Annotated in this window: 27 protein-coding genes and 2 pseudogenes; 7 read left to right on the top strand and 22 right to left on the bottom strand. The window is 63.0% G+C overall.

Annotated features, from left to right (window positions below; all coding sequences use genetic code 11):
* Positions 1–89 precede the first annotated feature (89 nt).
* The 6 genes and pseudogenes from CIT31_RS10265 to CIT31_RS10235 form a co-directional block, all read right to left on the bottom strand.
* The gene (locus CIT31_RS10265) at positions 90–926 is read right to left on the bottom strand and encodes a GNAT family N-acetyltransferase (RefSeq protein WP_095518528.1); all 837 of its coding nucleotides are present in this window, start codon (positions 924–926) and stop codon (positions 90–92) included.
* A gap of 5 nt (positions 927–931) precedes the next feature.
* Positions 932–1,678 (bottom strand): aspartate/glutamate racemase family protein, encoded by a 747-nt coding sequence (locus CIT31_RS10260; RefSeq protein ID WP_095518518.1) that lies wholly within the window; start codon positions 1,676–1,678, stop codon positions 932–934.
* 8 nt (positions 1,679–1,686) lie between these two features.
* Entirely contained in the window at positions 1,687–2,505 is an 819-nt protein-coding gene (locus CIT31_RS10255; RefSeq protein WP_095518517.1) for an ABC transporter permease, read from the bottom strand.
* A 4-nt stretch (positions 2,506–2,509) separates the two neighbouring features.
* A complete protein-coding gene (locus CIT31_RS10250; RefSeq protein WP_095518516.1) occupies positions 2,510–3,418 on the bottom strand; it encodes an ABC transporter permease in 909 nt (302 codons plus the stop codon).
* Positions 3,419–3,673: 255 nt separating this feature from the next.
* The gene (locus CIT31_RS10240) at positions 3,674–4,963 is read right to left on the bottom strand and encodes an ABC transporter substrate-binding protein (protein ID WP_095518514.1); all 1,290 of its coding nucleotides are present in this window, start codon (positions 4,961–4,963) and stop codon (positions 3,674–3,676) included.
* Between the two features lie 33 nt (positions 4,964–4,996).
* Positions 4,997–6,084, bottom strand: a pseudogene (locus CIT31_RS10235) (ABC transporter ATP-binding protein).
* A gap of 257 nt (positions 6,085–6,341) precedes the next feature.
* Here CIT31_RS10235 and CIT31_RS10230 point away from each other — a divergent pair.
* Positions 6,342–7,055 carry a GntR family transcriptional regulator gene (locus CIT31_RS10230; protein WP_095518513.1) on the top strand — a complete coding sequence of 238 codons (714 nt, stop codon included), beginning with the start codon at positions 6,342–6,344 and terminating at the stop codon, positions 7,053–7,055.
* 168 nt (positions 7,056–7,223) lie between these two features.
* Here the strand turns inward: CIT31_RS10230 and CIT31_RS10225 are convergent, their stop codons facing one another.
* A complete protein-coding gene (locus CIT31_RS10225) occupies positions 7,224–7,808 on the bottom strand; it encodes a HupE/UreJ family protein (protein ID WP_095518527.1) in 585 nt (194 codons plus the stop codon).
* Positions 7,809–7,925: 117 nt separating this feature from the next.
* Here CIT31_RS10225 and CIT31_RS34145 point away from each other — a divergent pair, with 117 nt between their 5' ends.
* Positions 7,926–8,081, top strand: a complete 156-nt coding sequence (locus CIT31_RS34145) for a hypothetical protein (protein WP_165778399.1) — start codon at positions 7,926–7,928, stop codon at positions 8,079–8,081.
* 91 nt (positions 8,082–8,172) lie between these two features.
* Positions 8,173–8,412, top strand: coding sequence for a hypothetical protein (locus CIT31_RS35025; RefSeq protein WP_245316166.1), 240 nt, complete (start codon positions 8,173–8,175; stop codon positions 8,410–8,412).
* On the opposite strand, the gene CIT31_RS10215 is transcribed toward CIT31_RS35025, so the two are convergent.
* The 4 genes from CIT31_RS10215 to CIT31_RS10200 form a co-directional block, all read right to left on the bottom strand.
* Positions 8,409–8,789, bottom strand: coding sequence for a cupin domain-containing protein (locus CIT31_RS10215; protein WP_095518512.1), 381 nt, complete (start codon positions 8,787–8,789; stop codon positions 8,409–8,411). The two genes, CIT31_RS35025 and CIT31_RS10215, sit on opposite strands and share 4 nt — an antisense overlap.
* A gap of 8 nt (positions 8,790–8,797) precedes the next feature.
* The gene (locus tag CIT31_RS10210) at positions 8,798–10,285 is read right to left on the bottom strand and encodes a 4-hydroxyphenylacetate 3-hydroxylase family protein (protein WP_095518511.1); all 1,488 of its coding nucleotides are present in this window, start codon (positions 10,283–10,285) and stop codon (positions 8,798–8,800) included.
* A gap of 14 nt (positions 10,286–10,299) precedes the next feature.
* Positions 10,300–10,836, bottom strand: coding sequence for a flavin reductase family protein (locus CIT31_RS10205; RefSeq protein ID WP_029355151.1), 537 nt, complete (start codon positions 10,834–10,836; stop codon positions 10,300–10,302).
* Between the two features lie 91 nt (positions 10,837–10,927).
* Positions 10,928–11,650 carry a GntR family transcriptional regulator gene (locus CIT31_RS10200; protein ID WP_095518510.1) on the bottom strand — a complete coding sequence of 241 codons (723 nt, stop codon included), beginning with the start codon at positions 11,648–11,650 and terminating at the stop codon, positions 10,928–10,930.
* 185 nt (positions 11,651–11,835) lie between these two features.
* Between CIT31_RS10200 and CIT31_RS10195 the strand changes: the two are divergent.
* Both CIT31_RS10195 and CIT31_RS10190 read left to right on the top strand, forming a co-directional pair.
* Positions 11,836–12,114 (top strand): annotated as a pseudogene (locus tag CIT31_RS10195) (arginase family protein); the annotation flags it as partial.
* A gap of 2 nt (positions 12,115–12,116) precedes the next feature.
* Positions 12,117–12,566 (top strand): hypothetical protein, encoded by a 450-nt coding sequence (locus CIT31_RS10190; RefSeq protein ID WP_245316167.1) that lies wholly within the window; start codon positions 12,117–12,119, stop codon positions 12,564–12,566.
* Here the strand turns inward: CIT31_RS10190 and CIT31_RS10185 are convergent.
* Genes CIT31_RS10185 through CIT31_RS10170 form a run of 4 tightly spaced genes read right to left on the bottom strand, consistent with a single transcriptional unit; the run spans position 12,496 to position 16,457 of the window.
* Positions 12,496–13,674, bottom strand: coding sequence for a hypothetical protein (locus CIT31_RS10185; protein WP_095518509.1), 1,179 nt, complete (start codon positions 13,672–13,674; stop codon positions 12,496–12,498). The genes CIT31_RS10190 and CIT31_RS10185 overlap by 71 nt on opposite strands.
* Before the next feature lie 54 nt (positions 13,675–13,728).
* The gene (locus tag CIT31_RS10180) at positions 13,729–14,739 is read right to left on the bottom strand and encodes a succinylglutamate desuccinylase/aspartoacylase family protein (protein WP_095518508.1); all 1,011 of its coding nucleotides are present in this window, start codon (positions 14,737–14,739) and stop codon (positions 13,729–13,731) included.
* Positions 14,740–14,748: 9 nt separating this feature from the next.
* Positions 14,749–15,093, bottom strand: a complete 345-nt coding sequence (locus CIT31_RS10175) for a RidA family protein (protein ID WP_095518507.1) — start codon at positions 15,091–15,093, stop codon at positions 14,749–14,751.
* Positions 15,094–15,137: 44 nt separating this feature from the next.
* On the bottom strand, positions 15,138–16,457 hold the full coding sequence (locus tag CIT31_RS10170) for an alanine racemase (protein WP_095518506.1): 1,320 nt from the start codon (positions 16,455–16,457) through the stop codon (positions 15,138–15,140).
* A 77-nt stretch (positions 16,458–16,534) separates the two neighbouring features.
* Here CIT31_RS10170 and CIT31_RS10165 point away from each other — a divergent pair, with 77 nt between their 5' ends.
* Entirely contained in the window at positions 16,535–17,476 is a 942-nt protein-coding gene (locus CIT31_RS10165; protein WP_095518505.1) for an amidohydrolase family protein, read from the top strand.
* Here the strand turns inward: CIT31_RS10165 and CIT31_RS10160 are convergent.
* Genes CIT31_RS10160 through CIT31_RS10145 form a run of 4 tightly spaced genes read right to left on the bottom strand, consistent with a single transcriptional unit; the run spans position 17,450 to position 21,960 of the window.
* Positions 17,450–18,421: an ABC transporter permease gene (locus CIT31_RS10160; RefSeq protein ID WP_095518504.1), complete on the bottom strand. Its 972-nt coding sequence runs from the start codon at positions 18,419–18,421 to the stop codon at positions 17,450–17,452. The two genes, CIT31_RS10165 and CIT31_RS10160, sit on opposite strands and share 27 nt — an antisense overlap.
* Positions 18,418–19,383 carry an ABC transporter permease gene (locus CIT31_RS10155; RefSeq protein ID WP_095518503.1) on the bottom strand — a complete coding sequence of 322 codons (966 nt, stop codon included), beginning with the start codon at positions 19,381–19,383 and terminating at the stop codon, positions 18,418–18,420. Before CIT31_RS10155 ends, CIT31_RS10160 begins: the two co-directional genes overlap by 4 nt.
* A complete protein-coding gene (locus CIT31_RS10150; protein WP_095518502.1) occupies positions 19,380–20,888 on the bottom strand; it encodes a sugar ABC transporter ATP-binding protein in 1,509 nt (502 codons plus the stop codon). Before CIT31_RS10150 ends, CIT31_RS10155 begins: the two co-directional genes overlap by 4 nt.
* A gap of 19 nt (positions 20,889–20,907) precedes the next feature.
* On the bottom strand, positions 20,908–21,960 hold the full coding sequence (locus CIT31_RS10145) for a substrate-binding domain-containing protein (RefSeq protein ID WP_095518501.1): 1,053 nt from the start codon (positions 21,958–21,960) through the stop codon (positions 20,908–20,910).
* 240 nt (positions 21,961–22,200) lie between these two features.
* Between CIT31_RS10145 and CIT31_RS10140 the strand changes: the two genes are divergently transcribed.
* Positions 22,201–23,001, top strand: coding sequence for an IclR family transcriptional regulator (locus CIT31_RS10140; protein ID WP_029355121.1), 801 nt, complete (start codon positions 22,201–22,203; stop codon positions 22,999–23,001).
* Between the two features lie 239 nt (positions 23,002–23,240).
* Here CIT31_RS10140 and CIT31_RS10135 read toward each other — a convergent pair whose 3' ends face one another.
* The 3 genes from CIT31_RS10135 to CIT31_RS10125 all read right to left on the bottom strand — a co-directional run bounded on the left by CIT31_RS10135 (position 23,241) and on the right by CIT31_RS10125 (position 25,902).
* Entirely contained in the window at positions 23,241–24,260 is a 1,020-nt protein-coding gene (locus tag CIT31_RS10135; RefSeq protein ID WP_095518500.1) for an isopenicillin N synthase family dioxygenase, read from the bottom strand.
* 212 nt (positions 24,261–24,472) lie between these two features.
* Entirely contained in the window at positions 24,473–25,183 is a 711-nt protein-coding gene (locus CIT31_RS10130) for an SDR family NAD(P)-dependent oxidoreductase (protein WP_029355117.1), read from the bottom strand.
* A gap of 137 nt (positions 25,184–25,320) precedes the next feature.
* On the bottom strand, positions 25,321–25,902 hold the full coding sequence (locus CIT31_RS10125) for a DUF1349 domain-containing protein (RefSeq protein ID WP_029355116.1): 582 nt from the start codon (positions 25,900–25,902) through the stop codon (positions 25,321–25,323).
* Positions 25,903–25,944 lie beyond the last annotated feature (42 nt).

Here is a 25,944-nt window from a genome sequence, read left to right as displayed (position 1 = left end):
TCGAAACCATCGAGGCTACAGAATGCAACAACTACTTTGCTAACGCCGGATACGCTTCCGTCAAAACGTGAAAGATTCTAGTCGACGTCTCAACCAAGCTCCAAGGTCGTTATCGCAAAGACGCCGGACTGCGCGAGCAGCGGCGCTTTTCCCTTGTACATTCGAGCCGTTTCGAAGCCCGGTTGAAGGCCGGCGAACGACAGCAAAGCTGCAAAACTTCCACTGGTCTCGGGAACGTCGAGATGGACATTTCCGGGTCCGGAGGCATTGGCGAGCGCGGCGAAGAGACGGCTTGCCACGTCAAGGCTGTTGGAAAAAAGCGGGCCGATCTTATTGCCGTCCCGGCATTGGCGCGCGACGCCGTACCCCGCAATGGCGCCCTCCTCGAGGATCGCAAGTGCCATGTGCGGCGGGCGCAGCCAGTGGTCCAGGAAGGATCGCCTCGAAGCCGGAAAGAATCGGCTGTCATAGTCCAGGACATCCGCGATGAGTTCCGGGCCTATGACGCAAATGCCGCTGTCGGTGGCTGCCGGGACATTCGGCGCTCCAACGAACCGGATCGTCCGGTGGACCGGCGCAAAACCCATGCTGCGATAGTTGGCCTGCTGTTCGACGACGCCATCGAGGCCGATCGTGCGGTTGCCGAGCCGCGCCATGCCGGCGTCCCAGACCGCCTTGCCATGGCCCTCGCCGCGCCTGTCCGGCCGACAGATGTAGAGGCCGATGAAGCCGAAACCGCCGCCATAGGCTACAGCCGAAATGCCGGCGACCATCTCGCCATCGACGAAAGCGCCGATGAAGCCCTCGGGATCCGCTGCCTGGAACGCCACGGCATCGCCCAGGCCGGGATTCCAGCCCTCCGCTGCCGCCCAGTCGACAAGGATTTCCACTTCTTCAAGTGCGAGCGTTCTGATCGTTCGGCGCATTGCGATCACTCGGCGGCAACAGAACCGGGGGCGAAGGATTTCAATGCGCCACGATAGGGCTTTGCGAGCGGCTTTGCATAGGCGCCGCGCTTGGACGTCGACAGGCCAAGCGCGGCGAGTGCCTCGGCTTGCTTGACCGCCGCGCCGACGCCGTCGATGACCGGAACGCCGAACTCCCGCTGCAGCTCGGCGGCCAGGTCGGCCATGCCGGCACAGCCGAGCACGATGGCCTCGGCGCGATCCTCCTCGAGCGCGCGCGCGATCTCGCCGCGCAGTTTCAGGATCGCGTCCGATGCCGGGTCTTCGAGGGCAAGAACCGGAACGTCGGCGGCGCGCACGCGCGCCCGCCCGGCCATGCCGTAGCGCTGCACCAGCCCTTCGACCGGCACCCGCGAGCGCTCGGTCGTGGTGACGACGGTGAAGCGCTGGGCGATGAACGAGGCCGTGCTGAGCGCTGCCTCGCAAATGCCGATGACCGGCATGTTGGCCATGGCGCGCGCGGCATCGAGGCCGGTGTCGTCGAAACAGGCGATGATCGCGGCCTGCGCGCCCGACCGTTCGCCCGCGGCGATCTCGACCAGCAGGCCCGGCACCGCGAGCGCCTCGTCGTAGTAGCCTTCGATCGAAACTGGCCCCATCGACGAGGTCACGGCGACGATTTCCGTCTCGGCGCCGGCGACCAACCGCGCCGCCGCTGCAATGGTTTCGGTCATGCTGGCGGTGGTGTTCGGATTGACAACGAGGATTTGCACTGCGGTTCTCAAATACGCGCCCGGCGACGGCCGACATAGATGATTGCGCCGAGCGTCAGCAGGATCACCAGGAAGGAAAACACGCTCGTCACGGTGCCCAGCGCATAGAGCACCGGCGTCGTGACATTCGTCGTCATGCCGTAGATTTCGAGCGGCAGCGTGTTGAACGTGCCCGAGGTCATCAGCGTGCGGGCGAACTCGTCATAGGACAGGGTGAAACCGAACAGGCCGACGCCGATCAGGCTAGGCGCGATCATCGGCAGGACGACATGCGCGAAGGTCTGCCAGGACGACGCTCCGAGATCACGCGCGGCTTCCTCATAGGCCGGTGAGAACCGGTTGAAGACGGCGAACATGATCAGCACGCCGAAGGGCAAGGTCCATGTCAGATGCGAACCGAAGGCGGATGTATACCAAGCGGGGCGGAAGCCGATCTGCTGGAAGACGACGCCGATGCCGAGCGAGATGATGATCGACGGCACGACGAGACTGGCGACCGCCAGATAGAACAATGCGGTGGCGCCGCGAAATTTTTGGCGGAAGGCAAGACCGGCAAGCAGCGACACGCCGACGGTCACGATCATCACCATCAGGCCAAGGATGAAGGAGCGTTTGAAACTGCCGCCGAAATCGCCGACCGCCTGGCGCTCGAACAGGTTGGCGAACCAGTGCAGCGAAACGCCGTTAAGCGGAAACGTCAACCCGCCATTCTCGCCCTGGAAGGACAGGATCAGGATCGCTGAAAGCGGACCGTAGAGAAACAGCACGAAAAGGGCGAAGAAGGCCGCCAGCACGTAGAATTCAAAGGTGCGTTTCTCCCGGCTCATCGCCTCACAGCTCCTTGCGAATATCGACGATGCGCAGGATGCCGGCGACCATCAACAGCACCAGCACCAGGAGCACGACCGCGTTGGCGGCCGCTGCCGGATATTGCAGCAGCGACATCTGGTTCTTCATCATCAGTGCGACGGATGCGCTCTGCCCGCCGGACATCACCTGCACTGTCGAAAAGTCGGCCATCACCAGCGTCACGACAAAGATGGTGCCGATCGCCATGCCGGGCTTGGCGAGCGGAATGATGACGTTCCACAGGACCTGCCAGCCGGAAGCGCCGGCGTCACGCGCGGCCTCGATCAGCGACTTGTCGATGCGCATCAGTGTGTTGAAGATCGGCGTCACCATGAACAGCGCGTAGAGATGCACCATGGCCAGCACCACGGCGAATTCTGAATAGAGCAGCCATTCGATCGGCTTCGGGATCAGCCCCATCTGAACCAGGGTTGAGTTGACGAGGCCGTTGCGGCCAAGCACCGGAATCCACGAGATCATGCGAATGATGTTGGAGGTCAGGAACGGCACGGTGCAGACAAGGAACAGCACCATCTGCATGGCGGTGGTCCTGATATGGAAGGCGAGGAAATAGGCGACCCAGAAGCCGACGAACAGCGTCAGCGCCCAGACAATGGCGGCGTATTTCAGCGTATTCAGATAGGTTTTCCAGGTGACCCAGGAGCCGAGCGTGTCGGAATAGTTGGTGGTCAGGAAATCCGGGTACATCGCCGCGAAGTCGTAGTCCCAGAAGGAGACCACGGCGATCATCAGGATCGGCAGCAAAAGGAACACGCCGAGGATCAGCGCCAGCGGTGTCGCCTGGAGATAGGGGGCGACGGCGCCGATCGAGACGCGGCGGCGTCTGGCGGATTTGGCGGCGGCCAGAGGCTGGTCGAGAGCCACAGTCATCTGGAACAGCCCTTGGGTGTCGCGGAGGGCCGATAATCTGGCAAGCTGTGATCTTTCGCGCCCCCCTCTGTCCTGCCGGACATCTCCCCCTCAAGGGGGGAGATCGACAGCTCCACCGATAGGTCTCCCCTAACAGCGTTGGCAATTGGCGAACGCTGGGATGACGGCGTGATCTCCCCCCTTGAGGGGGAGATGTCCGGCAGGACAGAGGGGGGCGCGAAGGAATGCAACATCTCAGTTATTGCCTGCCTTGCATCAAGCCGCGATGAATTCGTTCCAGCGCCTCACCATGTAGCGGTCCTCGTCCATGACCGAGTTCCAGCAGGCGACCTTGCCCATGCGCTCGACGAAGGAGCCGCCGTCGCGCACGGCGCCCGCCTTCTCCATGACCTTGCCGTCCGGCGCCATGATGTCGCCCTTGGCCGGCTTGCCGTCGACCCAGTAGCCCCATTCGTCCTCGGACATGAACTGCTTGGCCGAGTCCATGGCGGCCGAGTAGTAGCCCTGGCGGTTGAGATAGGCGCCGACCCAGCCGGACAGGTACCAGTTGATATATTCGTAGGCGGCGTCGAGCTCGGCGCCCTTGAGATGCGCTGCAAGGCCAAGGCCGCCGCCCCATGAGCGGTAGCCTTCCTTGAGCGGCTGGTATTTGCAGGCGATGCCCTTGGAGCGGACCGCCGCGACGGCCGGTGACCACATCGACTGGATGACCACTTCGCCTGAAGCCATCAGGTTGACGCTCTCGTCGAACGATTTCCAGAACGCCCGGAATTGGCCGTCCTGCTTGGCCTTGATCAGGAAGTCGATCGTCTTGTCGATCTCCTCCTTGGTCATGTTGCCCTTGTCGGCATATTTGATGTTGCCCATGGCTTCCATGATCATCGCCGCATCCATGATGCCGATCGACGAGATGTTGAGAATGGCGGCCTTGCCCTTGAAGGCCGGATCCATGATGTCGGCCCAGGTGGTGATGTCGCGGCCGACAAGGTCGGGGCGGATGCCGAGCGTATCGGCATTGTAGATGGTCGGAACCATCGTCATCCACTGGGTCGGCTGCTTGGCGAAGGTCTTGGCGTCCTGTGCCTCGACGAAGCCGACCGTATGCGGCGCGGTGCCCTGGGCGATGACGCTGTCGGGCGTCAGCTTGCCGGTGATGAAGAGCGGTACGATCTTGTCGTAATATTTCAGCTTCTTGACATCCATCGGCTGCATCACGCCGGACGGATAGACCTTCTTGGCGATCCAGTACTCGATATCGGCGATGTCGTAGCTGTCCGGCTGGGTCACCGCGCGCTGAGCGGCGGCATCGGAATCGGTCGCCGTCATCTCCAGCGTGACGCCGAGGTCCGCCTTGCACTTGTCGGCGATTGCGTTGAGGTTGGACACGCCGGTGCCGAACTGGCGCAGCGTGATCGGGTTCTGCGCCCAGATCGTCGGGAACCCGGTGATGGCACCCGAGCCGGCGGCCAAACCAACGGCGGCGGCACCTGTCTTGAGCAGCGAGCGGCGGGAAATTCCTGTCTTCTTGTCGGTGGTGTTGGTCATGTCAGTTCCCCTGTTTTGATTGGTTGTTCTGGTTCAGGAATCGAGACGGCCAAGGACGATCGCGTCCTCGGTGTCCCAGGCGATCGGCACGGCGTCGCCGACGGCAACCGGCTTGGCGAAGAAGCTGGTGTCGTCGACGATCACGGTAAAATCCTCGATGCCGGGACCATTGACCGAGAGCTTCACGGTCGAGCCGCGGTATTCGATATTGGAGACGATGCCGGCGAAACCCAGCCCCATGGCCGGCGGGTCGCCGATCCGCACGTGGTCGGTTCGAATGGCGATATCGATCGGCTCGCCGATCGCCCTGCCCTGCCCGCTGGCCGCTAGCGAGGCGCCCCCCGGCACATCGAAGACAACCATGCCGTCGCGGCTGCCGCTGACGCGGCCGGAGACGACGTTATGATCGCCCATGAAACGGGCGACGAACGCAGTGGCCGGTCGCTCGAAGACGACGCGCGGATGCGCCGCCTGCTCGATGCGGCCGTCATTCATAACCACGATGAGGTCGGCGAGCGCCATGGCCTCCTCCTGGCTGTGGGTAACATGGACGAAGGTGATGCCGAGCGACGTCTGCAGCTTCTTCAGTTCGGCCCGCATGCGGATCTTCAGGAACGGATCGAGTGCCGAGAGCGGTTCGTCGAGCAGCAGTGCCTCGGGGTCGGTGATCAGCGCGCGGGCCAGGGCGACGCGCTGCTGCTGGCCGCCCGAAAGCTGCGCCGGGCGGCGGCCGGCATAGGCTTCCATCTGCATCAGCTTCAGCATGACGAGCGCCTTGGCGCGGCGCTCCTCTTTGCCGACACCTTTCATCTTGAGGCTGAACGCAACATTGTCGACCAGGTCGAGATGCGGAAACAGCGCGTAGGACTGGAACATCATGGCGGTACCGCGCCTGGCCGGCGGCAGGTCGGTGACTACTGTGTTGCCGAGACGCACGTCGCCGCTCGATATGCTCTCGTGCCCGGCAATCATGCGTAGCGTCGACGTCTTGCCGCAGCCGGACGGGCCGAGCAGGCAACAATAAGTTCCCGCGGGGATTTTCAGGCTGATGTCTTCGACGGCAGTCGTGGCGCCATAGATCTTCGAAACGGACAGATGTCGATTTCGGCGGCTTTGGACATCCGGCTTCCTCTCTGCTCAACTAAGCAAAGCATCATGCATGCCAGTTGCCTGCATCGGCCTCAAACGTTTGATTCTTTGGGTAAATCGGGACTGCATGCGACCGCCCGTCGAAACGGCACTCTTGTGCTATGCACAAAATATAGGCGATAGCTGGCGATTCTCGCAAAAATCGTATGCAATCTTTCCTGACATCGTATTCACTTTAGCCCTCTGCAACCGACCCGATTCAGGGTAGAAAGGTACAGGGACTATCATCATGAATATAGCCGACCAGACTTTCCCTGCTGTCGACAGTGCCAACGAGGATCGCGCCCAGGCGATCCGCGACCAGTTGCGCGACGCGATCGTCGATCGCCGGCTGGCGCCCGGAACCAAGCTGTCGGAAGGCGAGGTCGGCACTCTGTTCGATGTCAGCCGCACCGTGGCGCGCGCAGCACTGCAGATGCTCTCCTTCGAAGGCTTGGTTCGGACCGAGCGCAATCGTGGCGCCTTCGTCGCCAACCCGTCGCCGGAGGAAGCGCGTCAGGTCTTCGCTTCGCGCCGGCTGATCGAGCCCGGCATAGCTATCGCCGCCGCCGGGCGGATGACGCCGGCGCATGTCGTTGCCTTCAAGGCGCAGCTCGATGAAGAGGGCCGCTTCATTGCCGAACGCGGACCAAATGCAAGACGCTCGGAAATCAAAGCTTCGGGCGATTTTCACCTGCTGCTGGCTTCGGTTGCAGGAAACGCGATCCTCCAGCGCTTCATGGAAGAACTGGTGGCGCGGTCATCGCTGGTGATCGCGCTCTACGGCCGCTCGGGCGTGTCGAGCTGCGGTCATAGCGAACACATGAACATCCTCGAGGCGCTGGAAAATGGCAATTCCGAACGCGCCAGCGCGCTGATGCTGCATCACATTGACCATATTGAGGCCGACCTCGATCTGCGCGTCAGGAGCGGTCCGGCGCTCAGGCAGGCGCTCGAGTTCTGACGCTCATTTCGACCGGAGGGACGCGAAAACCGCGCCCCTCAAAGCCGCTCGGCCCGGATTTTCAGGATCTGGTACAGCAAATCGCGGATGCGCCGCAGCCTCATCGACAGTTTCTGGCTCATCTGCATTCCAGTTCTGTTTGCCGACTGCCTGCGTTGATCGCCTCACTCAGAAGGTCTGGGCCGCCATGGCCATTCCAACCAGCGAGGTGGCGAGCCCTGCGGTGCGGACCTTCATCAGCCAACGGGCGAGCTTGAAGACGGACAACACCCCGATCGCAGGCAGCATCGATGTGCCGAGCACGAAACCGGCGGCGTAGGCGATGCCGCCGGCGCTCTCGGGAATCTCGAGGCCGTGGGCGTTGCCGTGAAAGAGGCCGAACAGGGTGGTCAGCGCCGCGGCGGCGGCCAGCGGCAGCGGCTTGGCAAGGCCGACCATGGCGCCGAAGACCACCAGCGACAGCGCGATGCCCGTTTCAAGCGAAGGCAGGCCGATGCCGGCCATGCTGAGCAAGGCTCCGGCGACCATGGCCGAGACAAAGACCAGCGGCACAAGGACAACACTGCGCCCACCGGACCGGGCGCCAATCATGCCGACCGCGACCATGGCCAGCAGATGGTCCATGCCGAGGAGCGGATGTTCAAGCCCGGCGAAAAAGCCGTGGACGTGAGCGCCGCCGCTATGGGCAAACGCCAGCGACGGCGTCAGGGCGGCGAGAGCTGAAAAGATGCCAAGTCTTGAAAATGCTTTCATGGTTGTACCTGTTCGATTGGAGTGACGGGTTCTGGTTTCAGTGCCCCGGAACGGCGAACTGCGAAGCGGCGGAACGGTCTGTAAGGGTGCGCGCCGCCGCGAACCCGAGCGGCTATCGTGATAGATGAAAACGACGCGGCGGCGGTGCGATGTCAGGCGGGCCGGCAACGGGTGATAGGCGACGCCGGTGCCGCCGACGAGCGGCATGACCGCGCGGACATCGACCAGATCCTCGGTTTCGACGCGGAGAAGATGAAGCCGGCTTTGCCGTAAGCGATCCATATGTGCCTGCCTCCCATCCTACGTCTCGTGGGAGGCGGCAGATGCAGAAGGGTGCGGGACCGAAAAAGCCAGGTGGCGTCACATGACAGCCGACGTCCTGTTGTCGCCGGCAGCGGAATCCGGCTTCGTGTTCGGCCTCGGGCTTATCTTTTCCCTCCGCCCCCAGAACCTCATGTTGATCCAGGCGGGGCTGACCCGCAGCCACCCCTTTACGGTCGGTGACCCGCAACAGACATTAGGAACGTCAGACACCCGCCATTACCAGACATTGTACGGCTCGGCGGCGCATGCTTGGGCGCGGACATCGTTCGAGCAAAGTTAAGTCTCGTAGTAGTGAAGCTCGAGCAGCAGGCACCCGGTAAGCGACCGGAACGGACCGTGATAGACGCCAGGCGGCCGGCAAGCGTAGGTGTTCGGGGCAAAACTCAGCGCCGGCTCGTTGGCTGATGATCCGCCGACGATGAGATCTCCCGATACGAGATAGATCTCTTCCCAGTATTCATGCACGAACGGCACCGTCGTATAGGCGCCCGGCGCAAACCTCAACAGCCGCGTGCAGCGCCCGGTCTTGCCCGCGTCGTCAAGCCGGCCGGCAAGGATCTTCTGCTCGATGTCGGGCGGGTAACCAGGCGGCGAATGCCAGCCCTCCCCGGTCATGTCGATCGTGTGAAATTCCTTGTGTTCCTTTCGGATCGGCATGGCAAATTTCAAGCGGCAACCGGAGCGGCACGGTCGACCTCGTCGTCCAGCGAATAGCTGTCAAGCATGTGGTCGACGAGCTGCGTGCAGCGGTCCCAGTCGAAGGTGCGGAAGCTGTGCCCCTTGGTAACGAAGGTGGCGCCGGCATAGAACATCTCGTATTGCGTGTGGCGCGAGGCGAACTCTGAGCCGATCGCATCCCAGGCCAGCTTGAAGAATTTTACCCGGCCCTTCGACGAACTGACCGGCGATTGCTGTGTCTTTTCAATCAGACTGCACAGCTCCGGATCGGCGAAATCCTGGACTGAAGACGGCAGCATGATCAGCCCGCCGCCCGCCAGGTCACGCAAGGCGAGGATTACCCCGGCATAGAGTTGCTGCGTCAGCACCTGAGCCGAATAGAGCGTATGCGCGTCGGGCACGAAATACGCGCCAAGCATGCGGCCCTTCACCTCCATGGCGTGTACCAACGCGTCGACCATGGTGTTCTGCGCTGCAAGCACTCCCAGCATCTCGCGCACCTGCGGAAAGTTAATGACGCCGTTGGTCTCGGCGATGCGCCGGGCGATGCCGACAAGGAAGCGCATCTTCACCATCAGGCGGATCTGCGCCTGGTAGTTCTGGAAGACATGCGCCGGCGTGGCATGGAACTGCCGTTGGCACATGGCGATGTCCCCGTTGATGAAGACGCGCTCCCAGGGAACTTTCACGTTCTCGAAGTAGAGCACGGCATCGTTCTCGTCGAAGCGGCTGGCCAGTGGATTATCGAAGACACTGGCGGCGCTCTCCTCGTAGGATTTGCGCGACAGGATCTTTAGCCCGCCGGCATTCATCGGCACGGCGAAGGACACAGCATAGGGCTCGTCGCCCTCACGCAGCGGCTGGATGCAGGTGACGAACACCTCGTTTGCCATGATGCCGCCGGTCGCCAGCATCTTGGCGCCGCGGATTGTCAGGCCTGCTGCGTCCTGGTCGACGACGCCGGCGGTGAGGAAGCGGTCTTGCTGCTCACCCGCGGACTTCGAGCGGTCGGCCTGTGGATTGATGATGACATAGGTGAGATAGAGTTCGTTGTCTCGGGCGTAGCGGTAATAATCGGCGAATGCCCCGGCTCGCGTCTTGTCATAGGCCTCGAAGACGTCGATCCCCATGAACATGCCGGAAATGCAGGAGGCGACATGGTCTGGGGCGCGGCCAAGAAAGCCATAATGAAGCTCCGTCCAGGCTTCCAGCGCCGTGCGGCGTTCGACGAGCTCGGCATGGCTGCGCGGCAACTGCCAGATGCGATTGGCCCGCTGCCCGCCGCTTTCGGGAACTTCAAAGGTCATCAGCGCCCGGTTATCCGGCCGCGCCTGGAAGTCGTAGAGCATGCCGACCGACCGGATCGTCTGACGGAAGGCTGGATGCGCGGTGACGTCGCCGGCCGTCTGCCCGTTGATATAGACCTGCCTGCCGTCTCTCAGCATCTCGATATGCTGCGCTCCAGTCTTGATCATCTTACCCTCCGCGCTCAGTAGTGGATGTCGAGCGGCCAAAGCGGCGCCGCAAACTCCGTTGGCTGCAGTGATGCGTAGCGTCCCTTGCCGAAAACCAGCGGTTGCCGGTCGGCGAAGGACCGAAAATGCTTAACCCTGGCGATGAACAGCACGTGGTCGCCGGCTTCGTGCCTAGCCCACGGCTCGCAGTCGAACAGCGCCGCCGCGCCGGGCAGCACCGGGGCGCCAGAGCGGCCTTGCTCGAACCGCATCCCCTCCCACTTGTTGGAAAGCGGCTTGGCGAAGCGGTTGGAAATGTCCTTCTGGTTTTCCGAGAGGACGTTGACCGTGTAACTTGCGGCATTCTGCCAGAGCGGTAGGCCGGCTGAACGACGGTCGATGCTGAACAGTACGAGAGGTGGATCGAGAGACAGCGAGTTGAACGAGCTGATCGTCATGCCGAGCTGCTCGCCATCGGCCACACAGGTGACGACGCAGACGCCGGTCGGAAACTGTCCCAGCGCCTGGCGGAACGCGCGCACGTCGAAAGCCGTTTCCCTGTGGATGATCATGCCCGGCCCTTTCGGCACCGATCTGTTAAATCACGATAATCAATTCACCAATTCCGTTGACCAACTGCCATGCGAACGCCGCGGCCTTCCCTTACTGCGCCGCCACCGCCGGACTGCGCTCGGTTGCAACCGAACCCCAGCCTGCCGCGATCGGCAGCCGCAACGCGACGAGCGTCCGCGCCAGATGCTGGGCGACGGCTGCGGCCGCCTGTTCGGGCTGTCCGTGGCGTATGCCCTCGACGATCGCTGCGTGCTCGGCAAGCACGCTGTCGCCGCGTCCGCCGGAGATTGTGATAGCGCGCACGCCCATCCGCAACTGGCGGTCCCGTAGGCTCTCATAGAAATCGGCGAGCACCGGATTGCCGGCGGCGCGCACGATCGTACGATGAAAGTCCCGGTCACATTCGATGAACGCAACGGTGTCGTGCTGCACCTCCACCTGCCGGGCGATCAGCCTGTCGAGTTCCGTCGCAAGCATGTCGCCGAGGCCGGACGCCTGCCGCGCGCACCACTCTTCCACCAAGCCGCGCGCCTGCATCACCGCTTCGATCTCCGTCTCGGTGATCGGCGGAACATAGGCGCCCTTTTTCGGCACGATCTGCAGGAGGCCGTCTGCTTCGAGCCTCAACAGCGCCTCGCGCACCGGCGTCCGCGACGTTCCCGTCTCGCGGCAGACCTCAGCCTCGGTAAGGAACGTGCCCTCGCGGCTAGGCAAGTTCAGCACATGCTGCTTCAGCCAGCGGTAGACGACGTCCTGCGCAGCATCGGCGCGTTGACCTATGGCAGGGCGTTGTGATTGATAAGGGTTGGACATAGACAGATTGTATACATGTTGTCGACCATAAGATCAAGCTAATTTTCGACCCGGCTGCGCCAATCGTAAAAGTCAAGAATGGCGCTGCCTTCACACTCCGATGTCAGCTCAGACCGCAAAATTTCCATCCGGGCCTGTTGCATCTCGGTAACCAAATGTCGGCTTTTCACCACTAGTTTCCGGCAGCTTTCGACGTCGACAGTCTCGATTGCGGTTTCGTGCCCGGCACGGGCTGGCCTGAGCCGGGCGGCTTCCTGCCGCGCGAGGCGCTCAAGCTGCTTGGGCTGGTGACTGCGCCCGGCATCTGCGGGCTGGAAGTGGTCGAGGTTTCGCCGCCCTACGACACCTCAGACATCACGGCGCTGTTCGGTGTGCGTGTCGTCGTCGAAGCGCTCGGCTCGATGGTCGCCCACGGTAATCTCGGCAAGCACAAATCCATCATCGACAAACCGGTGAGTTTTTGACCATGCATGACGATCACCACCACAGTGGCGATCATGGCGATGGCCATCATCATCACGGGCCGAACGGCCATCATGACCATCCGCACGCCCTCGGCCACAACGGGCCGGCGGGCAAGCCGCTGCAATGGCAGACGCCGCATCTGCCGCCCGACCAGGCTCACAAGCCGCCGGTTGATCCAGCGACGGTCGACCTTGATCTTGTTGAAACCGCTTTCCTCGAAAGCTTTGCACGGGCGCCGGACCCGTCCAGCTTTCTGCGTCTGGCCGGCATACCGTTTGTCGGCGACATGGCGGATGGCGTCCGGCAGTCCCGCTCCCAGGTTCACGGTTCGAGGACCGGACCTGGATTGACAGCTAGACTGCGGCACACGGATCGATTGTTCAAACAGCTCGTGCTGCACGCACCCAATCGAGTCTTGCGGCGGGAACAAGGCCGTAATTGTAAAAATTGATACCGTCTACGTCCGGCGCCAGCGCCGGTTTCACCTTGGCGGCGAGGATTTCAGGCCCCGCCATTTCCGGATAGAAGAGCCGATAGCCGGCGCCGAGGAATTTCTCGGCTCCGAGCGCGGTACGGCCGGCCGCCATCAGGCCTGCGACATCGCCGGCCTGCATGTCGTAGGCACACAGGATCGCCCCCTCACAGACCTTGCCGAGCGCTGCCAGATCGCAGCCGCCGAGCCAGCCGTCTTTGAGGTCGATGATGAGGACACGTGTCTCCGGGTCGGCTACCTCGCGCAGCTCGACGACAAGACTGGTCACCGGCTCGAACCGCCACAACAGATAGGCATGGAGTTGCGGCCAGGGCAGAAAGGTGTCGAGGCCACTTGCGGGAAATTCTGGAAAGCACCGTTCAGGAACCGCGCGCTCGCACGCCTCGGCAATCCACTGCTTGACGAGCTCACGCGCCGCCTCGCCTTCGATGCCGGCACCGGCCGCACGCGAGAGGCAGGACGGACAGAAGCACAGCGACAGAAGGAAATCGTCTTCCGGCGTCAGCCCGACACCGTCCTTCTCGTGATGGTATTCATGGGCAAAGCCCATGAAGGACGGGCTTTCAAGTTCGATTCTGTCCGGCTTGTAAGTATGCGTGATATCCGCGACCAGCGCGCGGACGTAGGCGCGAGCATCCGGATGCGATGGGCAGAGATTGTAATAATTGGGGTCGCCAAAGGCGTTGCGGGTGACGGCCTGCGGATAAAGCATGCCGAGGCGGGTATTGTGCAGGCAGACCGTCCAGCACGACACCTGGAGGCCGCCTGCCTCGCGCCGTTGGACAAGTTCGGCCAGAACGTCGCCACCTTCCGTGATCACGTCCGCCACCTTGGGCTGGATCACGAGATCGGCCCATCGCGCGGTGGTTGGTTTGAAGTAGATCGTGCCGTCCTCCGGGAAATAGGCTTTGCGGCGCGGGCTGCGCGGCTGCAGGAACCGGCCGGCATGATAGGAGGTCGCCAAGCTGATCATGTTGAGCCCGGCACGCTCGAACAGATCGCGTTCGACCATCTCCAAGCCCAAATCCTGGACATCCCAGGGATAGGTCCACATCGAAAGCTGCATGAAATATCCTCAGTTTTCTGCAATGGCGCCGTGAAGACGCCGATTGGGCTCCCGTCAGCCTTCCACCGGTTCGGCGACTTGCAAGAGGCAGTCTCCCGCCTCGCACATCGTGTGCAGCCGGCGCGAAAGTACGATACCGCTTTCGGCGAAATGCAGGGCTTCCTCGGCAAGATCGAGCCGTTCGAGGTCGTGATACCAGCCGGCCAATTGTCCGGCGGCCACGCCGTCGCCGAGCCTGACGGCGGGTTCGAACCAGCCGCGGCGGGTGGCGTACAGGCCCTGACTGTGCCGGGAAAGCGAGAGCAGTCGCGTCGGCGCCGAAGGCTTTGACTCAGGCGCAAGGACCGGCGCTTCGACCACGCCGAGGGTAATCATCAGACTGTCGATCGCGCGAGCGGCAATCGCCATCGTGTCGACTGTGGCGGTGCCGCCGCCGCCGAACTCGCCGCTGACGCCAATGGCACCGGCCCGGCGGGCTGCGCCCATGGAGGTCGGCGAGGCCCGGCCATTGTCGGCCACGAACCCATACGGCATGCCGAGCGCCCGCATCAGCTCAACCCCGCGCCCCTGCCGGTCGGGATCGGTATTGCGCTCGACAAGCGCCGTGGGAAGATGCTCCATCGAGGTGCCGCCCGAATGAATATCGAAGATGACGTCGTGGCGGGGAAACAGTTCCGTCTCCAGGAAATTGGCAAGCCGGCTTGTCGGGGTGCCCAACGGGTCGCCGGGAAAGGCGCGGTTGAGATTGCCGCCGTCAAGCGGCGAACAGCGTTTGGCGGCCATGACCGCCGGTGCGTTCGCCATCGGCAGAATGGTAACGCGGCCCTTGATCTGCTTGGGATCGAGCCGGCGGATCAGCTTTGCCAGCGACAGCTCGCCCTCATATTCGTCGCCGTGATTGCCGGCCATCAGAAGCAGCGATGGGCCTTCACCGTTGCGTATGAGGCAGATCGGGACCTTGACCTGGAAATAGGGCGAACGGTCTATCGAGAACGGAATGCCGAAATAACCTGATGTCTTGCCGTTCCGGTCGAGGTCGAGCGTATGGGTGAGGCCGGTATGCATGGGGGCAACTCAGATGGCGGCGATCGCGGTGACCTCGATGCGGAGGTCGGGATCGGCGAGACGCGCCTCGACGCAGGCCCGCGCCGGCAGGCGTTGAGGATCCACCCAGGCATCGTAGATGCCGTTCATGGCGTCGAAGTCGCCGATCTGCGGCAGGAAGATGTTGACCGCCACAAGCTTCGACTTGCTGCTGCCGGCCTCGACCAAAAGCGCCTCGATCTTTGAGAGCACATCGCTGGTCTGGCCTTCGATGCCGGCCTTGCGATTGTCGGCCACTTGGCCTGCGATGTGGACGAGGCCACCATAGACGACCGCCTGCGACATGCGGGAGCCGGACTGGAAATACTTGATCATATTGGATCCTTTCGAGGTTCTCTTGGGGCCGCCGCAAGATCCGGTCAGCCGAAATAGGTGGGAAAGGCGTGGCGGACATGGCCGGCCGCGTCGACGCCGAAGATCACGCGATAGCGATCGAGGCAGGTGCAGGGATGGGAGATGCCGAATTCAATGATGTCGCCAACGGCAATGTCGTCGCTGGGTGCAATCGACAGGAAGGCGTGCTGGTCGTTGAGCTTGAAGACCTCGGCGTCCGGTACCGGCAGCGGCTTGCCGGTCCGGAAGACCGCGAGCACCATCGGAAACCCCTGATCGAACGACACGTCGCGCATGCCCATGCCGCATATCGCGAGGCCGGGCTCCGGCCGCGACAGCACTTCGGCCCATAGGCGCAACGCCGGACGAAAAGAGTTTCGTGCGGAAACACCAACGCCGCCGACTGCAAAGCCCTTGCGAGCATCGAGTGCGCTAAGCGAGCGATCATAGATGCCATGGTCGTGGAAGAAGATGGCGCCGCTGCGCAACACCAGCGTCGCATTGCCGTCCCTGGAAACGGCGGGCGAAAGCGCGGCGACCACTTTGTCGAAGAACACCGAGCCGCCGGCCGTGACGACCAGCGGCGCAGCGCCGCCGACGCGGGCGCGAAGCCGCAGCAACATGTCGGCGGTCATCGCCAACAAGTCGGAGATCACCTCCTCGGTGCGGCCGGAGTCGGGTTGCGCCGCGGCACCTTCGTAGGTTGCGACACCGGCAATCAGCAGCCGTCCGCCGTCTGCATCAACTGCATCGGCGATCGCCTCAGCTTCGCCAGTAGTCCGCGCGCCTGCCCTCCCCGCACCGAGTTCGACGAGCACGCGCAACGGCGGCAGCATCGCATTGGCCCGCCAGGCGTCGGCGAGCGCATTCACGGCGACGGCAGAGTCGGCGAAGACGAAGAGCTCGACGCTTGGCCAGGCGCCAACCAGCGCGGCGAGCCGGTTCGCACCGCCTGATCCACCAACCTCGTTGGCGATGATCAGCCGTGTGAGGCCGGCCCTGAGCATCACCGCGGCTTGTCTGATATCCGCGACGGTCGTGCCCCATGCTCCGGCCTCCACCAACGATCGAGCAAGGTCCGGCGCCATCGGGGTCTTGGCATGCGGCGCGATCATGGCACCATGTTCACCTGCATAGCGCAGAAACAGGTCACGATTGGCGATGAAGGCCTCCTCGTCGAGGGTCAGCACCGGCCGCGACATGCGCCCATCAGCCGGATGCCAGCGCTCAGATGCGACAAGGCTGCTGTCCAGCCCGAAGGTGCCGGGCGGCACGCCGCGGATGCAATCATCGAGCAGGAACTTTTCACGGGTCGCGAGCGACAGTACGGGTGAGTTTTCGGTCATCCGATGCTAGTCCTTTCGCCTTCGCAGGATGAAGTCCGGATCGATTTCCGATGCCGGCCACAGCATGAGAGAGATGCGTGCCAAAGCTTTACTCCGGACCGATCATCGATGCCCACCATCATCTTTGGGATCTCGGCCTCGGCCGGCACCCCTGGCTCGCTACAACGGCTGGCGAACGCGGCGGCCTGGGCGAGGTTGGCCCCTTGCGGCGAAACTATCTTCCAGAGGATTATTTGCGCGACGCCAGCCGGCACAATGTCGTCGCCACCATCCATGTCGAAGCCGGTTGGGCCGGGGATGACTGCGTCGGCGAAACGCGGTGGCTTGAAACGCTCGACAAGTCGCGTGGCGTGGCCGCCCGCTACGTCGTTCACGTCCCGCTGGCGAACCGCCATGCGCCGGCACTGGTCGAGGCGCAGGCGGCATTCGACCGTGTCGTCGGCGTGCGCGACATACTGAGCTGGGATCCTGACCCTGCCCGCCGTTTCGCTGCCCGTGACGGCATCATGGACGATCCGGGCTGGCGGGCCGGCCTGTCCCTGCTTGCCGGCCATCGGCTGGTTTTCGATCTGATGGTGTTTCCGCGCCAGCTCGCCGGTTCGGCGCGCCTTGCAGCGGCCTATCCGGACCAGTTCTTTGTCCTCAACCACTGCGGCAGCCCGATCGATCGCGATTCCGACGGAATGCGGGCGTGGCGCGAAGGAGTTCGGCGTTTGTCCCAGTGTGACAACGTCGCCATCAAGATATCGGATCTCGTCGCCTACGATCATGACTGGACGCTCGATAGCCTGAAGCCGGTTGTCATGCATTGCATAGACTGTTTCGGCACGCGGCGCGCGATGTTCGGCAGTGACTTCCCGGTGGCCGGTCTGCACGCGTCGTTCGATGCGGTATATGACAGCTTCAAGGCCATTGCCTGCGAGCTTTCCGCAGACGAGCAGACGGCGCTGTTCTTCGGCAATGCAAGGCGCATCTACCGGCTGGACGGTATGTCATCGGCGGGCCTGCTCCCTGCCTGAGAGAAGCAGCAGCCCAAGGATCAGCGAACCGAACAGAATGCTGCGCCAGCCGGGCGATGCGTTGACGACGGTGATCAGAGCCGTGATTGTGACCAGCAGGATGGCGCCGGGGATGGTGCCGGCATAGGTGCCGAGCCCGCCGAGGATCGAGGTGCCGCCGAGAACCACGGCGGCAATCGAGGCGAGGAGATAGGGATCGCCGATCCCGACATAGCCCTGTCCGTTCATGCCGAGCACCAGCACGCCCGCAAGCCCTGAAGTGAAGCCGCTGATGCCATAGACCGCCAGGGTGGTCGAGGCGACGGGAACGCCGGAGAGTGCCGCGGCGAGTGGGTTGGCGCCCATGGCGAAGAGCCGTGCTCCAAAGGATGTGGCATGCATTGCGGTCAGAACGATCACGGAGACGGCCAACCACAAGAGCACACCTGCGGGAATACCGGCCGGCCGCGCATTGCCGAGCCATCGAACCAGCGGGTTTTCGGCGGTCACGGCGCTGCCGCCGGCGATGATGATCAGCAGACCCTGCAGGAATGTCGCCATTGCCAGGGTCATGATCATCGGATGAACGCGCAACAGCGCCACGCCTAGCCCGTTCACCAGACCGATTGTCGTCGTCAACGCAAGGACGGCAAGGACGGCGGTGAGCCCGGTCGGATCCGCCTGCCACGACAGCAGCGGCAGGCTGACGGCGCTCACTGTGACGATCGCCGCGACGGAAAGGTCGATGCCGCCGGCGATAACTACAAAGGTCTGGCCCGCCGCAACCAGGCCGATGACCGCGGCCAGTTCGACCAGATAGCGCAAATGGCCATAGGCGCCGAAGCCACGCGAAGCGAAGCTCGCCGCGATCCACACCCCTGCTACGATGGCGACCGTGAGGAAGGGCCGGCTGCGCAGGATTGTCAGGGCGCGTCTGCCGCCAACGGTCTCTTTCCATGCTGTCATTGCTGCACCTTGCGGAATTGCGGGATGGCGACCGCCCCGATGATGATGAGGCCCTGGGCGACATACTGGGCGACCGGCGTGAAGCCGAGGAAGAACATGACACTGATCATCAGGCTGAGCAGCAGGCTGCCGGCAAGAGCGCCGCGCATCGTGCCTTGCCCGCCGAGGAAACCGATGCCGCCGAGCACGGCGGCGGCGATGGAATTCAGCGTGAACGCAGTGCCGATGACCGGATCGCCCGAACCCGTTTGCGCGGCGACGAACAGGCCGGCGCCTGTGCAAAGCAGACCGCTGATCGCGTATGCGGCGATCCGGGCACCGTCGACCGGCACGCCGGAGCGGTAGGCGCCGACCGGATTCTCGCCGGCGGCATAGAGGCTCAAACCAAGCGGCGTGGCGAGATAGAGCTTCCACAGAAGGACGATGAGCACCAGCAGCACGAAGGCCGCGGGCGTGTTGCCGGCAAGCAGGTCCGACAGCCACTCCGGAATGGCGCCGCCGGGTCTCGGCAGGATGAGCAGCGCAGCACCGCCGATGATGAAGGAGCCGGCGAGCGTCACCACGATCGCCGGCAACCGAAGTTTTACGACGATCAACCCGGTCGCGGCACCGATGCCGAGACCGGTCAGCGCCACCGCAGCGGCACCGCCGGCTACGCCCAGCGGCCCAGTCATTATCGTCGCGGCGATCACCGCGCCCAGGCTGACCATTGCGCCGATGGCTAGGCTGATGCCGCCGGTAAGCATGAGGATCGCCTGGGCCATGGCGACCAGCGCCAGCGGAAACCAGCTCTGGGTGAATTTGGCGAAGCCGGAACCGGTCAAGAGGCCGGGAAAGAGGACGCCATAGGCGACGACGAACGCCATGACCACGGCGAACAGGCCCCGCACGCCGACATTGCGGCGCAGCTGAACCGGCCAGTAGAGAGCGCCGGTTTGCCTTGAGGAGCCCACCGTACTCATGACGCCACCCTGCGCTGTTCGGCGCCCATCGCGACGGAAACGATCGCTTCCTCGCTCAGTGCGCCGCACTCGAGCATGGCCACGACGTGGCCCTCCCGGACCACCGCGACGCGGTCGCAAAGGTGCACCAGTTCGGGTGTGTCGGAACTGAGCAGCACGACCGCCTTGCCGGCGGCGGCGAAGTTGCGAAGCATCATATAGATTTCGCGCTTGGTCTCGACATCGACGCCGCGTGTCGGGTCATTGAGGAGAAGCACAAGCGGGTCGTGCGGCATCCATTTCGCCAGCGCGACCTTCTGCTGGTTGCCGCCCGACAGGGCCTGTGCCGGCCGGCCGAGGTCGCCCTTGATGGCAAGCTGGACGGCGAGACCTCTTGCCGTCTCACGCTCGGCACGGCGGCTGCGCAGCTTCAGCGCCGGCAGTCTTGCGAAAGCGGGCAGCATCAAGTTGGTGATGATGGAATGGATCAGGTGCAGGCCTTCGCGCTTGCGGTCGGCCGGGACATAGGCGAGGCCAAGCGCGTTGGCCTTCGGCACACCGGCGGGCAGACCCGAAGCACCGTTGACGGTCGCGGATGCCGTCCTCGCCGGAATGGCACCGTAGAGGCCGAGCAGCAAATCTTCTTGCCCTTGCCCAACCAGGCCTCCGATGCCGAGCACCTCGCCCGTCCTGATGTCGAGATCGACATCGCGCATCAGGCCGGCCGAAAAATTGCGAACCGAGATGGCGCTGGCAGCCGATGCCGAAGGCTGCCAATGCGGAAAGAGGTCGCCGGGGTCGCGGCCGACCATCAGCCGTACCAGTCCGCTGGCGTCGGTTCCTTCCAGCGTGCGGTCCGCCGTGCAGGTGCCATCCTTCAGGACAGTGACATGCTGGCACAGCGCCATGACTTCGTTCAGCCGGTGCGAAATGTAGAGAATAGCGATGCCCTCGCCGCGCAGCCTCTCCAGCAACTTCGTCAGGACTTTCGTTTCGGTTGCCGAAAGCGACGAAGTGGGTTCGTCGAGAATGAGCACGCGCGGCCGGCGGTAAAGCGCCTTGGCTATCTCCACCATCTGCCGGCGGCCAAGCGACAAATGTCCGACCGGTATCGAGAGCGGTTCGTGAAGCCCGACAAGATCGCATGCTGCCCTGGCCCGCACGGCGAGTTCGGGATAGTCGAGCAAACCGAACCGGCGCGGATAGGCGCCAAGGCCGATGTTCTCGGCAATGGAGAGGCTGGCCGTCAGGCTGAGTTCCTGCTGGACAACCGCGATCCCCGCCTGTTGCGCATAGGCGGGAGTCATGCGCGACACCGGGCGCCCACCGACCTCGATCGCCCCCCCGTCCGGGCGCAAGGCACCGGACAAGAGGTTGATCAGCGTCGACTTTCCGGCGCCGTTCTCGCCGAGCAGCGCATGCACGCGGCCCGGCTGGAGAGCGATGGACACGTCGCGCAGGACGGGGTTGCCGAAGAAGGACTTCGACACCCCCCGCGCGGCAAGAAGCGGAGCTGTGGCCACCAATTTCTGCGACCTTTCAGGCTTATTGTTCGGCCAGCAGCTTCTTGAACAGCTCCTCGTCGTAGGGCGAATAGATGTAGCCGTCGGCCGGAAAATCGGCCGCCCGGCCGAGGTACTGATCGATGTTGGAATTGTCGATCACCGGCAGCGGGATCTTGACGAAAGCCGGCACATCCTTGCCCTCCAGCGCCTGGACGGCGGTGTAGGCGGCGAAGGCGCCGAGCCAGTTCGGCTGCATGGTCGCCCAGCTCTTGAGGTCCTTTTCCTTCCAGAGTTCGAGGAACTGACGGGCATTCTCGCCGGTGATCGGCACCTGTTCGCGGCCCTGCTTGTCGAGGGCGAGTACCGCACCCGCCGACAAGGCGCCGCCGAGCGACAGAATTCCGTCGATCTCGGAATTGGCGAACAGCAGGCTGGTGACGGCTTCCTGTGCAGGCGCGACGTTGTAGGGCGTGTTGGTCTCGGCAAGGACCGTCACGTCAGGATGAGCCTTAAGCGCCGCGTCAGCGCCTTTGCGCCGATCGTCGCTAACCGAAACGCCGGCCGGGCCGTTGAGGATCAGAATCTTGCCCTTGCCGCCGATCGCGTCGATCAGGAACTTGGCCGCCTGATCGCCCCACTGGGCGGAATCGGTGTTGACCTTGGCGGTCACCTGGTCGGTGTCGACGAGGCTATCGAAGTTGATGATGGCGATGCCCTTGGCGCAAGCGTCCGCCAGCACACGCGCCGGCGCGGTCGACGAGCCGGCAATCAGGATGATGGCGTCGACGTCGGAATCGATCATCGACTGGATCTGCTGGATCTGAACGTTGGCGTCGCCCTGGGCGTCGGTCACGACAAGCTTGTCGACCAGTCCTTGCTTCTTCAACGCCTCGACTTCGGCTTCGATAGTGCCCTGTGTCTGCTTCATCCAGGTCGGCACTGAATAAATGTTGGCCCAGCCGATCGTGTACGGCGCCTTGCGGTCGCCCTTGATGCATTTGGCGGCCGCATTGGCCTGCGAGCCGGCGCCGAGGTTCAGGAGGAGACCGATGCAAAGGGCGCTGGCGGATGCGAAAAACGATAATTTCGTCATGATTGTTCCCTTCTGAGGTTAGGCCTGGACGGGCGGGGTCCGGACAAAAAAGCTCGCCGGTTGCCGCATCCGGAAACCGCCTGTTTTTTCATCAGAATTTTCTGCGCCTGGCTCGTTATTGTCTGATATTTCAGACAGCATGTCTGTATATCGGACAAATGGGATGCTAGACTGAGCCTTGACATCTTTCAAGCGTCTTGAGACGAGGGCCGAATTGATTTTTAGGCGGATGCGGCCGACATGAGCGATAGCGCCACTGGTCTGATCGAAACGGAAGCCGGCGCCGAGCCGCGTAATGGCGAACGGCGCCGCGGCATCGACCGCGTCATCATGCTGCTGGAAGCGCTTTTACGACACCGCGCGCCGATGCGCGTCGGCGACATCGCCAAGATGATCGGCGCACCGCGTTCGACCACATACGAAATCGTCAACAGCCTGCTCGAAGCCGAAATGCTCGAAAACGTCGGGACGGAAGGCTACGTCTATTTCGGGCGGGCTATGCATCTGTTCGGCTGGGCCTACTCGCATCACAACGCCCACTACCGGCGCATCATCGAGACGCTGGACAAGATGGCCGCTGAGACAGGCGAGACCGTGCAGCTGTGCGGCCTGCGCGGGAACAAATACATCGTTCTCGATTGTCGTGACTCTTCCGGCCCTTTCCGGATTTCAAGCGATGTCGGGGTCGAGGTGCCGATCCCGTGGACGGCATCCGGGCGGCTCTTGCTTGGCCATATGAGTGAGGAAGAGGTGAAGGACTTCATCCCGCCTGGCGACTACAAGCTGCCCGACGGCCGCGTCATTGCGCCAGCCGAATTTTTCAGCGATGTCGCCCTGGCCCGCCAGCAAGGTTTCAGCGAGACCGCTGCTCTGGCCGACCGCTTCACGTGGTGCATGGCCGCGCCTATCCGCGACGGCCACGGCGCCATCAACAAGACACTTTGCTTCGTATTGCCAGTCGACACAGCGGAAACGCGGCGCAGCGAGTTGCTTGCCCTGCTGTGCGAACGCGCCCGTGGATTGTCGTTGGCGGGAAGCTAATCTTTGAAGAATCGGCCCTGACGCATTCGCCAAGAGAGCGCGGAAAAAAAGGCCGGGCTCGAATCGGCCCGGCCAAAATGAAGGTTACAACCTTCAGAGGGGGAACGCCGTTCAGCGGAATGGGAGGAAACCGTCGAACGGTCTTACCTGTTTGAGCTTGTTTGGGCGTGTTGGCGACGAACAAAATTCCAAAAGCCGGCGGGATGACGAAAATTCCTGTTCTATTTGCTCTGACGTTTTCAGACAGATGACGCCCTCGTCTCAAGGAGATCGGCATAATACCGGCGCGCCACGTCGGGGTGCGAGCGCAGGCGACTTTTCAGCACGTTGGTTCCGGCGTCGCGAAACAGCGGGTTGTCCGGATCGCTCGCCGGTCCGCGCGCCTCGGCAGCCAGTTCTTCAGGCAGTGTGAGCAGCGGGATCGTCGCATCGAGCCGGGCGCTGAAGAAGAAAGGAAGGGATATTCGCTCGACACCGGCCGGCGGTGTGACGACACGATGGACGGTCGCCCTGAGATAACCGTTCGATGCCAGTTCGAGGAGCTCGCCGATGTTGACCACCAGCGTTCCGGGAATGGGATCCACATTCACCCAGCTTTCGTCATATTCGACCTGCAGCCCCCTGTTGTCGTCCTGGAGCAGGAGCGTCAGGAAGCCCCCGTCCTTGTGCGCGCCGACGCCCTGGTCACCACCGGTTGCGTCGCGTCCGGGATAGCGCACGATCTTCATGCGGTGGTTGGGCTCACCGCAATAGATCGGATCGAAAGCGTCCTCGGCCTGGTTGAGCGACAGCGCGAAAGCCTTCAGCAGGCGGATCGCCACCGCCGTCGCCTTGGCCTGCCATGCCAGCAGCGCCGGCTCGAGTTCCGGCAGGGCCGAAGGCCATTGGTTCGGCCCTTGCAGCCGCGTCCAGGCAGGAATGCCCGGCCCCTGTGGTATGGGTCGACGCTCGACGCCGATGTCGAGTTGTTCGCGCCAATCGGCCTTGCCCTTGGTCAGTTCGCCACCGCTGCGCGTGTAGCCGCGGAATTGCGGGGATTTGACCATTTCGATGGCCAGCTTGTCGGCTTCCGGCAAGGCAAAGAACCGACGCGAGGCGTCGAGCACCTCGTCGATCTCAACAGCCGAAATTCCATGCCCGCTGAGATAGAAGAAGCCGACATCGCGGGCCGCCGTGCGCAGGTCGAACAGAAAGGTCCGACGCTCCGACGCGCCCTGTTCGAGACGGCTGAGATCGAGCACGGGTACAATCCTGGCCATGGTCAACCTCCTCCTGCCTCAAGGCTTGGATCGGGCCTTACGGTGACACGCAAGTCGTTGCGATCAAAGCAATGGTCGATCCAATCTCGATGCAAATGGAAGAAAGTCAGCGCTGCGTTTGGCGGCCGGCAGGCAAATAACGTCCGAACGGGTGTTCCATGGCAAGAAGGCATCATGGCAATCATATACGCGAATTGCAGTGCGGCCGACGCTCAGAAATTCTCGATCCATGGCCTGAGTTCGAGCTCCCAAGTCCAGGCGCTGCGATGCTGCCGGTGGATTGCGAGATAGGTTTCGGCGATCGCATCCGGAGATAGCCGGCGGTCCTGCCGGTCGGGTTCGCTGGCCTGTCCGGGCCTATTCTGGCCGGGCTCGTTCGGCGCGATCACGCCGTCGACGATGAAATGCGCGACATGGATGTTTTTCGGGGCAAGTTCGCGGGCCATGGATTGGGCCAGTCCGCGCAGGCCGAACTTTGGCATGGCAAAGCCGGCCGAACCCGAAAACCCCTTGACGCTGGCGGTGGCGCCGGTGAACAGGATCGAGCCGGAGCCGCGGGAAAGCAACCGGCGCGCAGCCTGCTGGCCGACCAGGAACCCGCCATAGGCGCCGACTAGCAACGCCTGCTTGACCGATTCGGGATCGAGGTCGGCGATCGGTCCTCGGGCGCGGCCGCTGGCGTTGAAAACCACAAGCGACAGAGGACCGGCTTTGTCGGCGACGTCGAACAGGTTTTCGACCGACGCGACATCGGCAACGTCCGTTTCGACCGCCAGCGCCCCGGTCTCGTCGACCAGCGTGCTCAGCTTGCCGAGGTTTCGGGCAGCCAGGACCACGCGAAAGCCCTCCTTGGTGAGAAGACGTGCAAGCGAGGCGCTCAGCCCCAGCCCTGCTCCTGCGATAACTGCCACGTCTGATGTCATGGAGCTTCTCCCTTACGGATTCTGGTGTGGTACGGATTCTAGTGCGGCGGATTGGCGATTCAGGCCTACCCATTAGTGTTCTGAGGCAGACCCGTCAGATCGTAAAAGTCGGATTGGCCCGCATGCCATGGGACGCATCAGTCATGGAGTTCCCTCGAGATCGCCGGGCCGACCGAAAAATCGCTGAATGTGACTTCGAAACCTTCACGTTGCGGCGAACAGCACATCATGCCGATATCGACTGTTTTCGAGGGCGGGAAATAGGCGAGCCGCACCGGCTTCCAGTGATGGTCGGAGGCATCAAGATACTGAACACGGATTGTCTCGGCATGGCGGGTCAGCCGGATCCTGACGCCGTCCGGACCAGCCGGGATGCTGACCAACGACCAGTCGGAAGCATCATTGGTGACGACGACAGAAAAATACGCCAGCCCGTCGGTGAACTCGATGCCGGCCTTGACCCAGTGCGTCTCGCTCAGCCGGACCATCAAACCGGCCTGATCATAGAGCACCTTGTAGTCCCCCTTGACGGTGACCTCGGCGCTGAAGTCGCCCTCGACCTGCTGGTACAGGAGGTGGCCATTGTCGCGCCAGAAGCCGTAGAACGTCTCCCGCCAGAAATCGGTTTCCTTGCCGGTGCGCACATGCACGGTGCTGTCGGCAAAAGCATGATGCGGTGGCGGGTTGAGCCAGGTCAGTTCTGCATCCTGAGATGTCATCGTTGCTCGCCTCTCCGGTTCGTGTTGCGTTATCCGTCGAGG

Origin of the sequence: Mesorhizobium wenxiniae, assembly GCF_002284535.1 — a bacterium.
GTDB classification, from domain to species: Bacteria; Pseudomonadota; Alphaproteobacteria; order Rhizobiales; family Rhizobiaceae; genus Mesorhizobium; species Mesorhizobium wenxiniae.
The sequence above is the reverse complement of the archived record's forward strand: the minus strand, read 5'-3'. Positions and strand labels throughout refer to the sequence as shown.

Bases quoted from the DNA above. Each gene is read 5' to 3' on its own strand.
- CIT31_RS10190 (WP_245316167.1), top strand. From the start codon at position 12,117: ATGCATGACGATCACCACCACAGTGGCGATCATGGCGATGGCCATCAT.
- CIT31_RS10250 (WP_095518516.1), bottom strand. From the start codon at position 3,418: ATGACTGTGGCTCTCGACCAGCCTCTGGCCGCCGCCAAATCCGCCAGA.
- CIT31_RS10240 (WP_095518514.1), bottom strand. From the start codon at position 4,963: ATGACCAACACCACCGACAAGAAGACAGGAATTTCCCGCCGCTCGCTG.
- CIT31_RS10160 (WP_095518504.1), bottom strand. From the start codon at position 18,421: ATGACAGCATGGAAAGAGACCGTTGGCGGCAGACGCGCCCTGACAATC.
- CIT31_RS10210 (WP_095518511.1), bottom strand. From the start codon at position 10,285: ATGATCAAGACTGGAGCGCAGCATATCGAGATGCTGAGAGACGGCAGG.
- CIT31_RS10180 (WP_095518508.1), bottom strand. From the start codon at position 14,739: ATGCATACCGGCCTCACCCATACGCTCGACCTCGACCGGAACGGCAAG.
- CIT31_RS10175 (WP_095518507.1), bottom strand. From the start codon at position 15,093: ATGATCAAGTATTTCCAGTCCGGCTCCCGCATGTCGCAGGCGGTCGTC.
- CIT31_RS10155 (WP_095518503.1), bottom strand. From the start codon at position 19,383: ATGAGTACGGTGGGCTCCTCAAGGCAAACCGGCGCTCTCTACTGGCCG.
- CIT31_RS10140 (WP_029355121.1), top strand. From the start codon at position 22,201: ATGAGCGATAGCGCCACTGGTCTGATCGAAACGGAAGCCGGCGCCGAG.
- CIT31_RS10200 (WP_095518510.1), bottom strand. From the start codon at position 11,650: ATGTCCAACCCTTATCAATCACAACGCCCTGCCATAGGTCAACGCGCC.
- CIT31_RS10125 (WP_029355116.1), bottom strand. From the start codon at position 25,902: ATGACATCTCAGGATGCAGAACTGACCTGGCTCAACCCGCCACCGCAT.
- CIT31_RS10255 (WP_095518517.1), bottom strand. From the start codon at position 2,505: ATGAGCCGGGAGAAACGCACCTTTGAATTCTACGTGCTGGCGGCCTTC.
- CIT31_RS10225 (WP_095518527.1), bottom strand. From the start codon at position 7,808: ATGAAAGCATTTTCAAGACTTGGCATCTTTTCAGCTCTCGCCGCCCTG.
- CIT31_RS10230 (WP_095518513.1), top strand. From the start codon at position 6,342: ATGAATATAGCCGACCAGACTTTCCCTGCTGTCGACAGTGCCAACGAG.
- CIT31_RS10145 (WP_095518501.1), bottom strand. From the start codon at position 21,960: ATGACGAAATTATCGTTTTTCGCATCCGCCAGCGCCCTTTGCATCGGT.
- CIT31_RS10205 (WP_029355151.1), bottom strand. From the start codon at position 10,836: ATGATCATCCACAGGGAAACGGCTTTCGACGTGCGCGCGTTCCGCCAG.
- CIT31_RS10170 (WP_095518506.1), bottom strand. From the start codon at position 16,457: ATGACCGAAAACTCACCCGTACTGTCGCTCGCGACCCGTGAAAAGTTC.
- CIT31_RS10185 (WP_095518509.1), bottom strand. From the start codon at position 13,674: ATGCAGCTTTCGATGTGGACCTATCCCTGGGATGTCCAGGATTTGGGC.
- CIT31_RS10130 (WP_029355117.1), bottom strand. From the start codon at position 25,183: ATGACATCAGACGTGGCAGTTATCGCAGGAGCAGGGCTGGGGCTGAGC.
- CIT31_RS35025 (WP_245316166.1), top strand. From the start codon at position 8,173: ATGACAGCCGACGTCCTGTTGTCGCCGGCAGCGGAATCCGGCTTCGTG.
- CIT31_RS10215 (WP_095518512.1), bottom strand. From the start codon at position 8,789: ATGCCGATCCGAAAGGAACACAAGGAATTTCACACGATCGACATGACC.
- CIT31_RS10265 (WP_095518528.1), bottom strand. From the start codon at position 926: ATGCGCCGAACGATCAGAACGCTCGCACTTGAAGAAGTGGAAATCCTT.
- CIT31_RS10135 (WP_095518500.1), bottom strand. From the start codon at position 24,260: ATGGCCAGGATTGTACCCGTGCTCGATCTCAGCCGTCTCGAACAGGGC.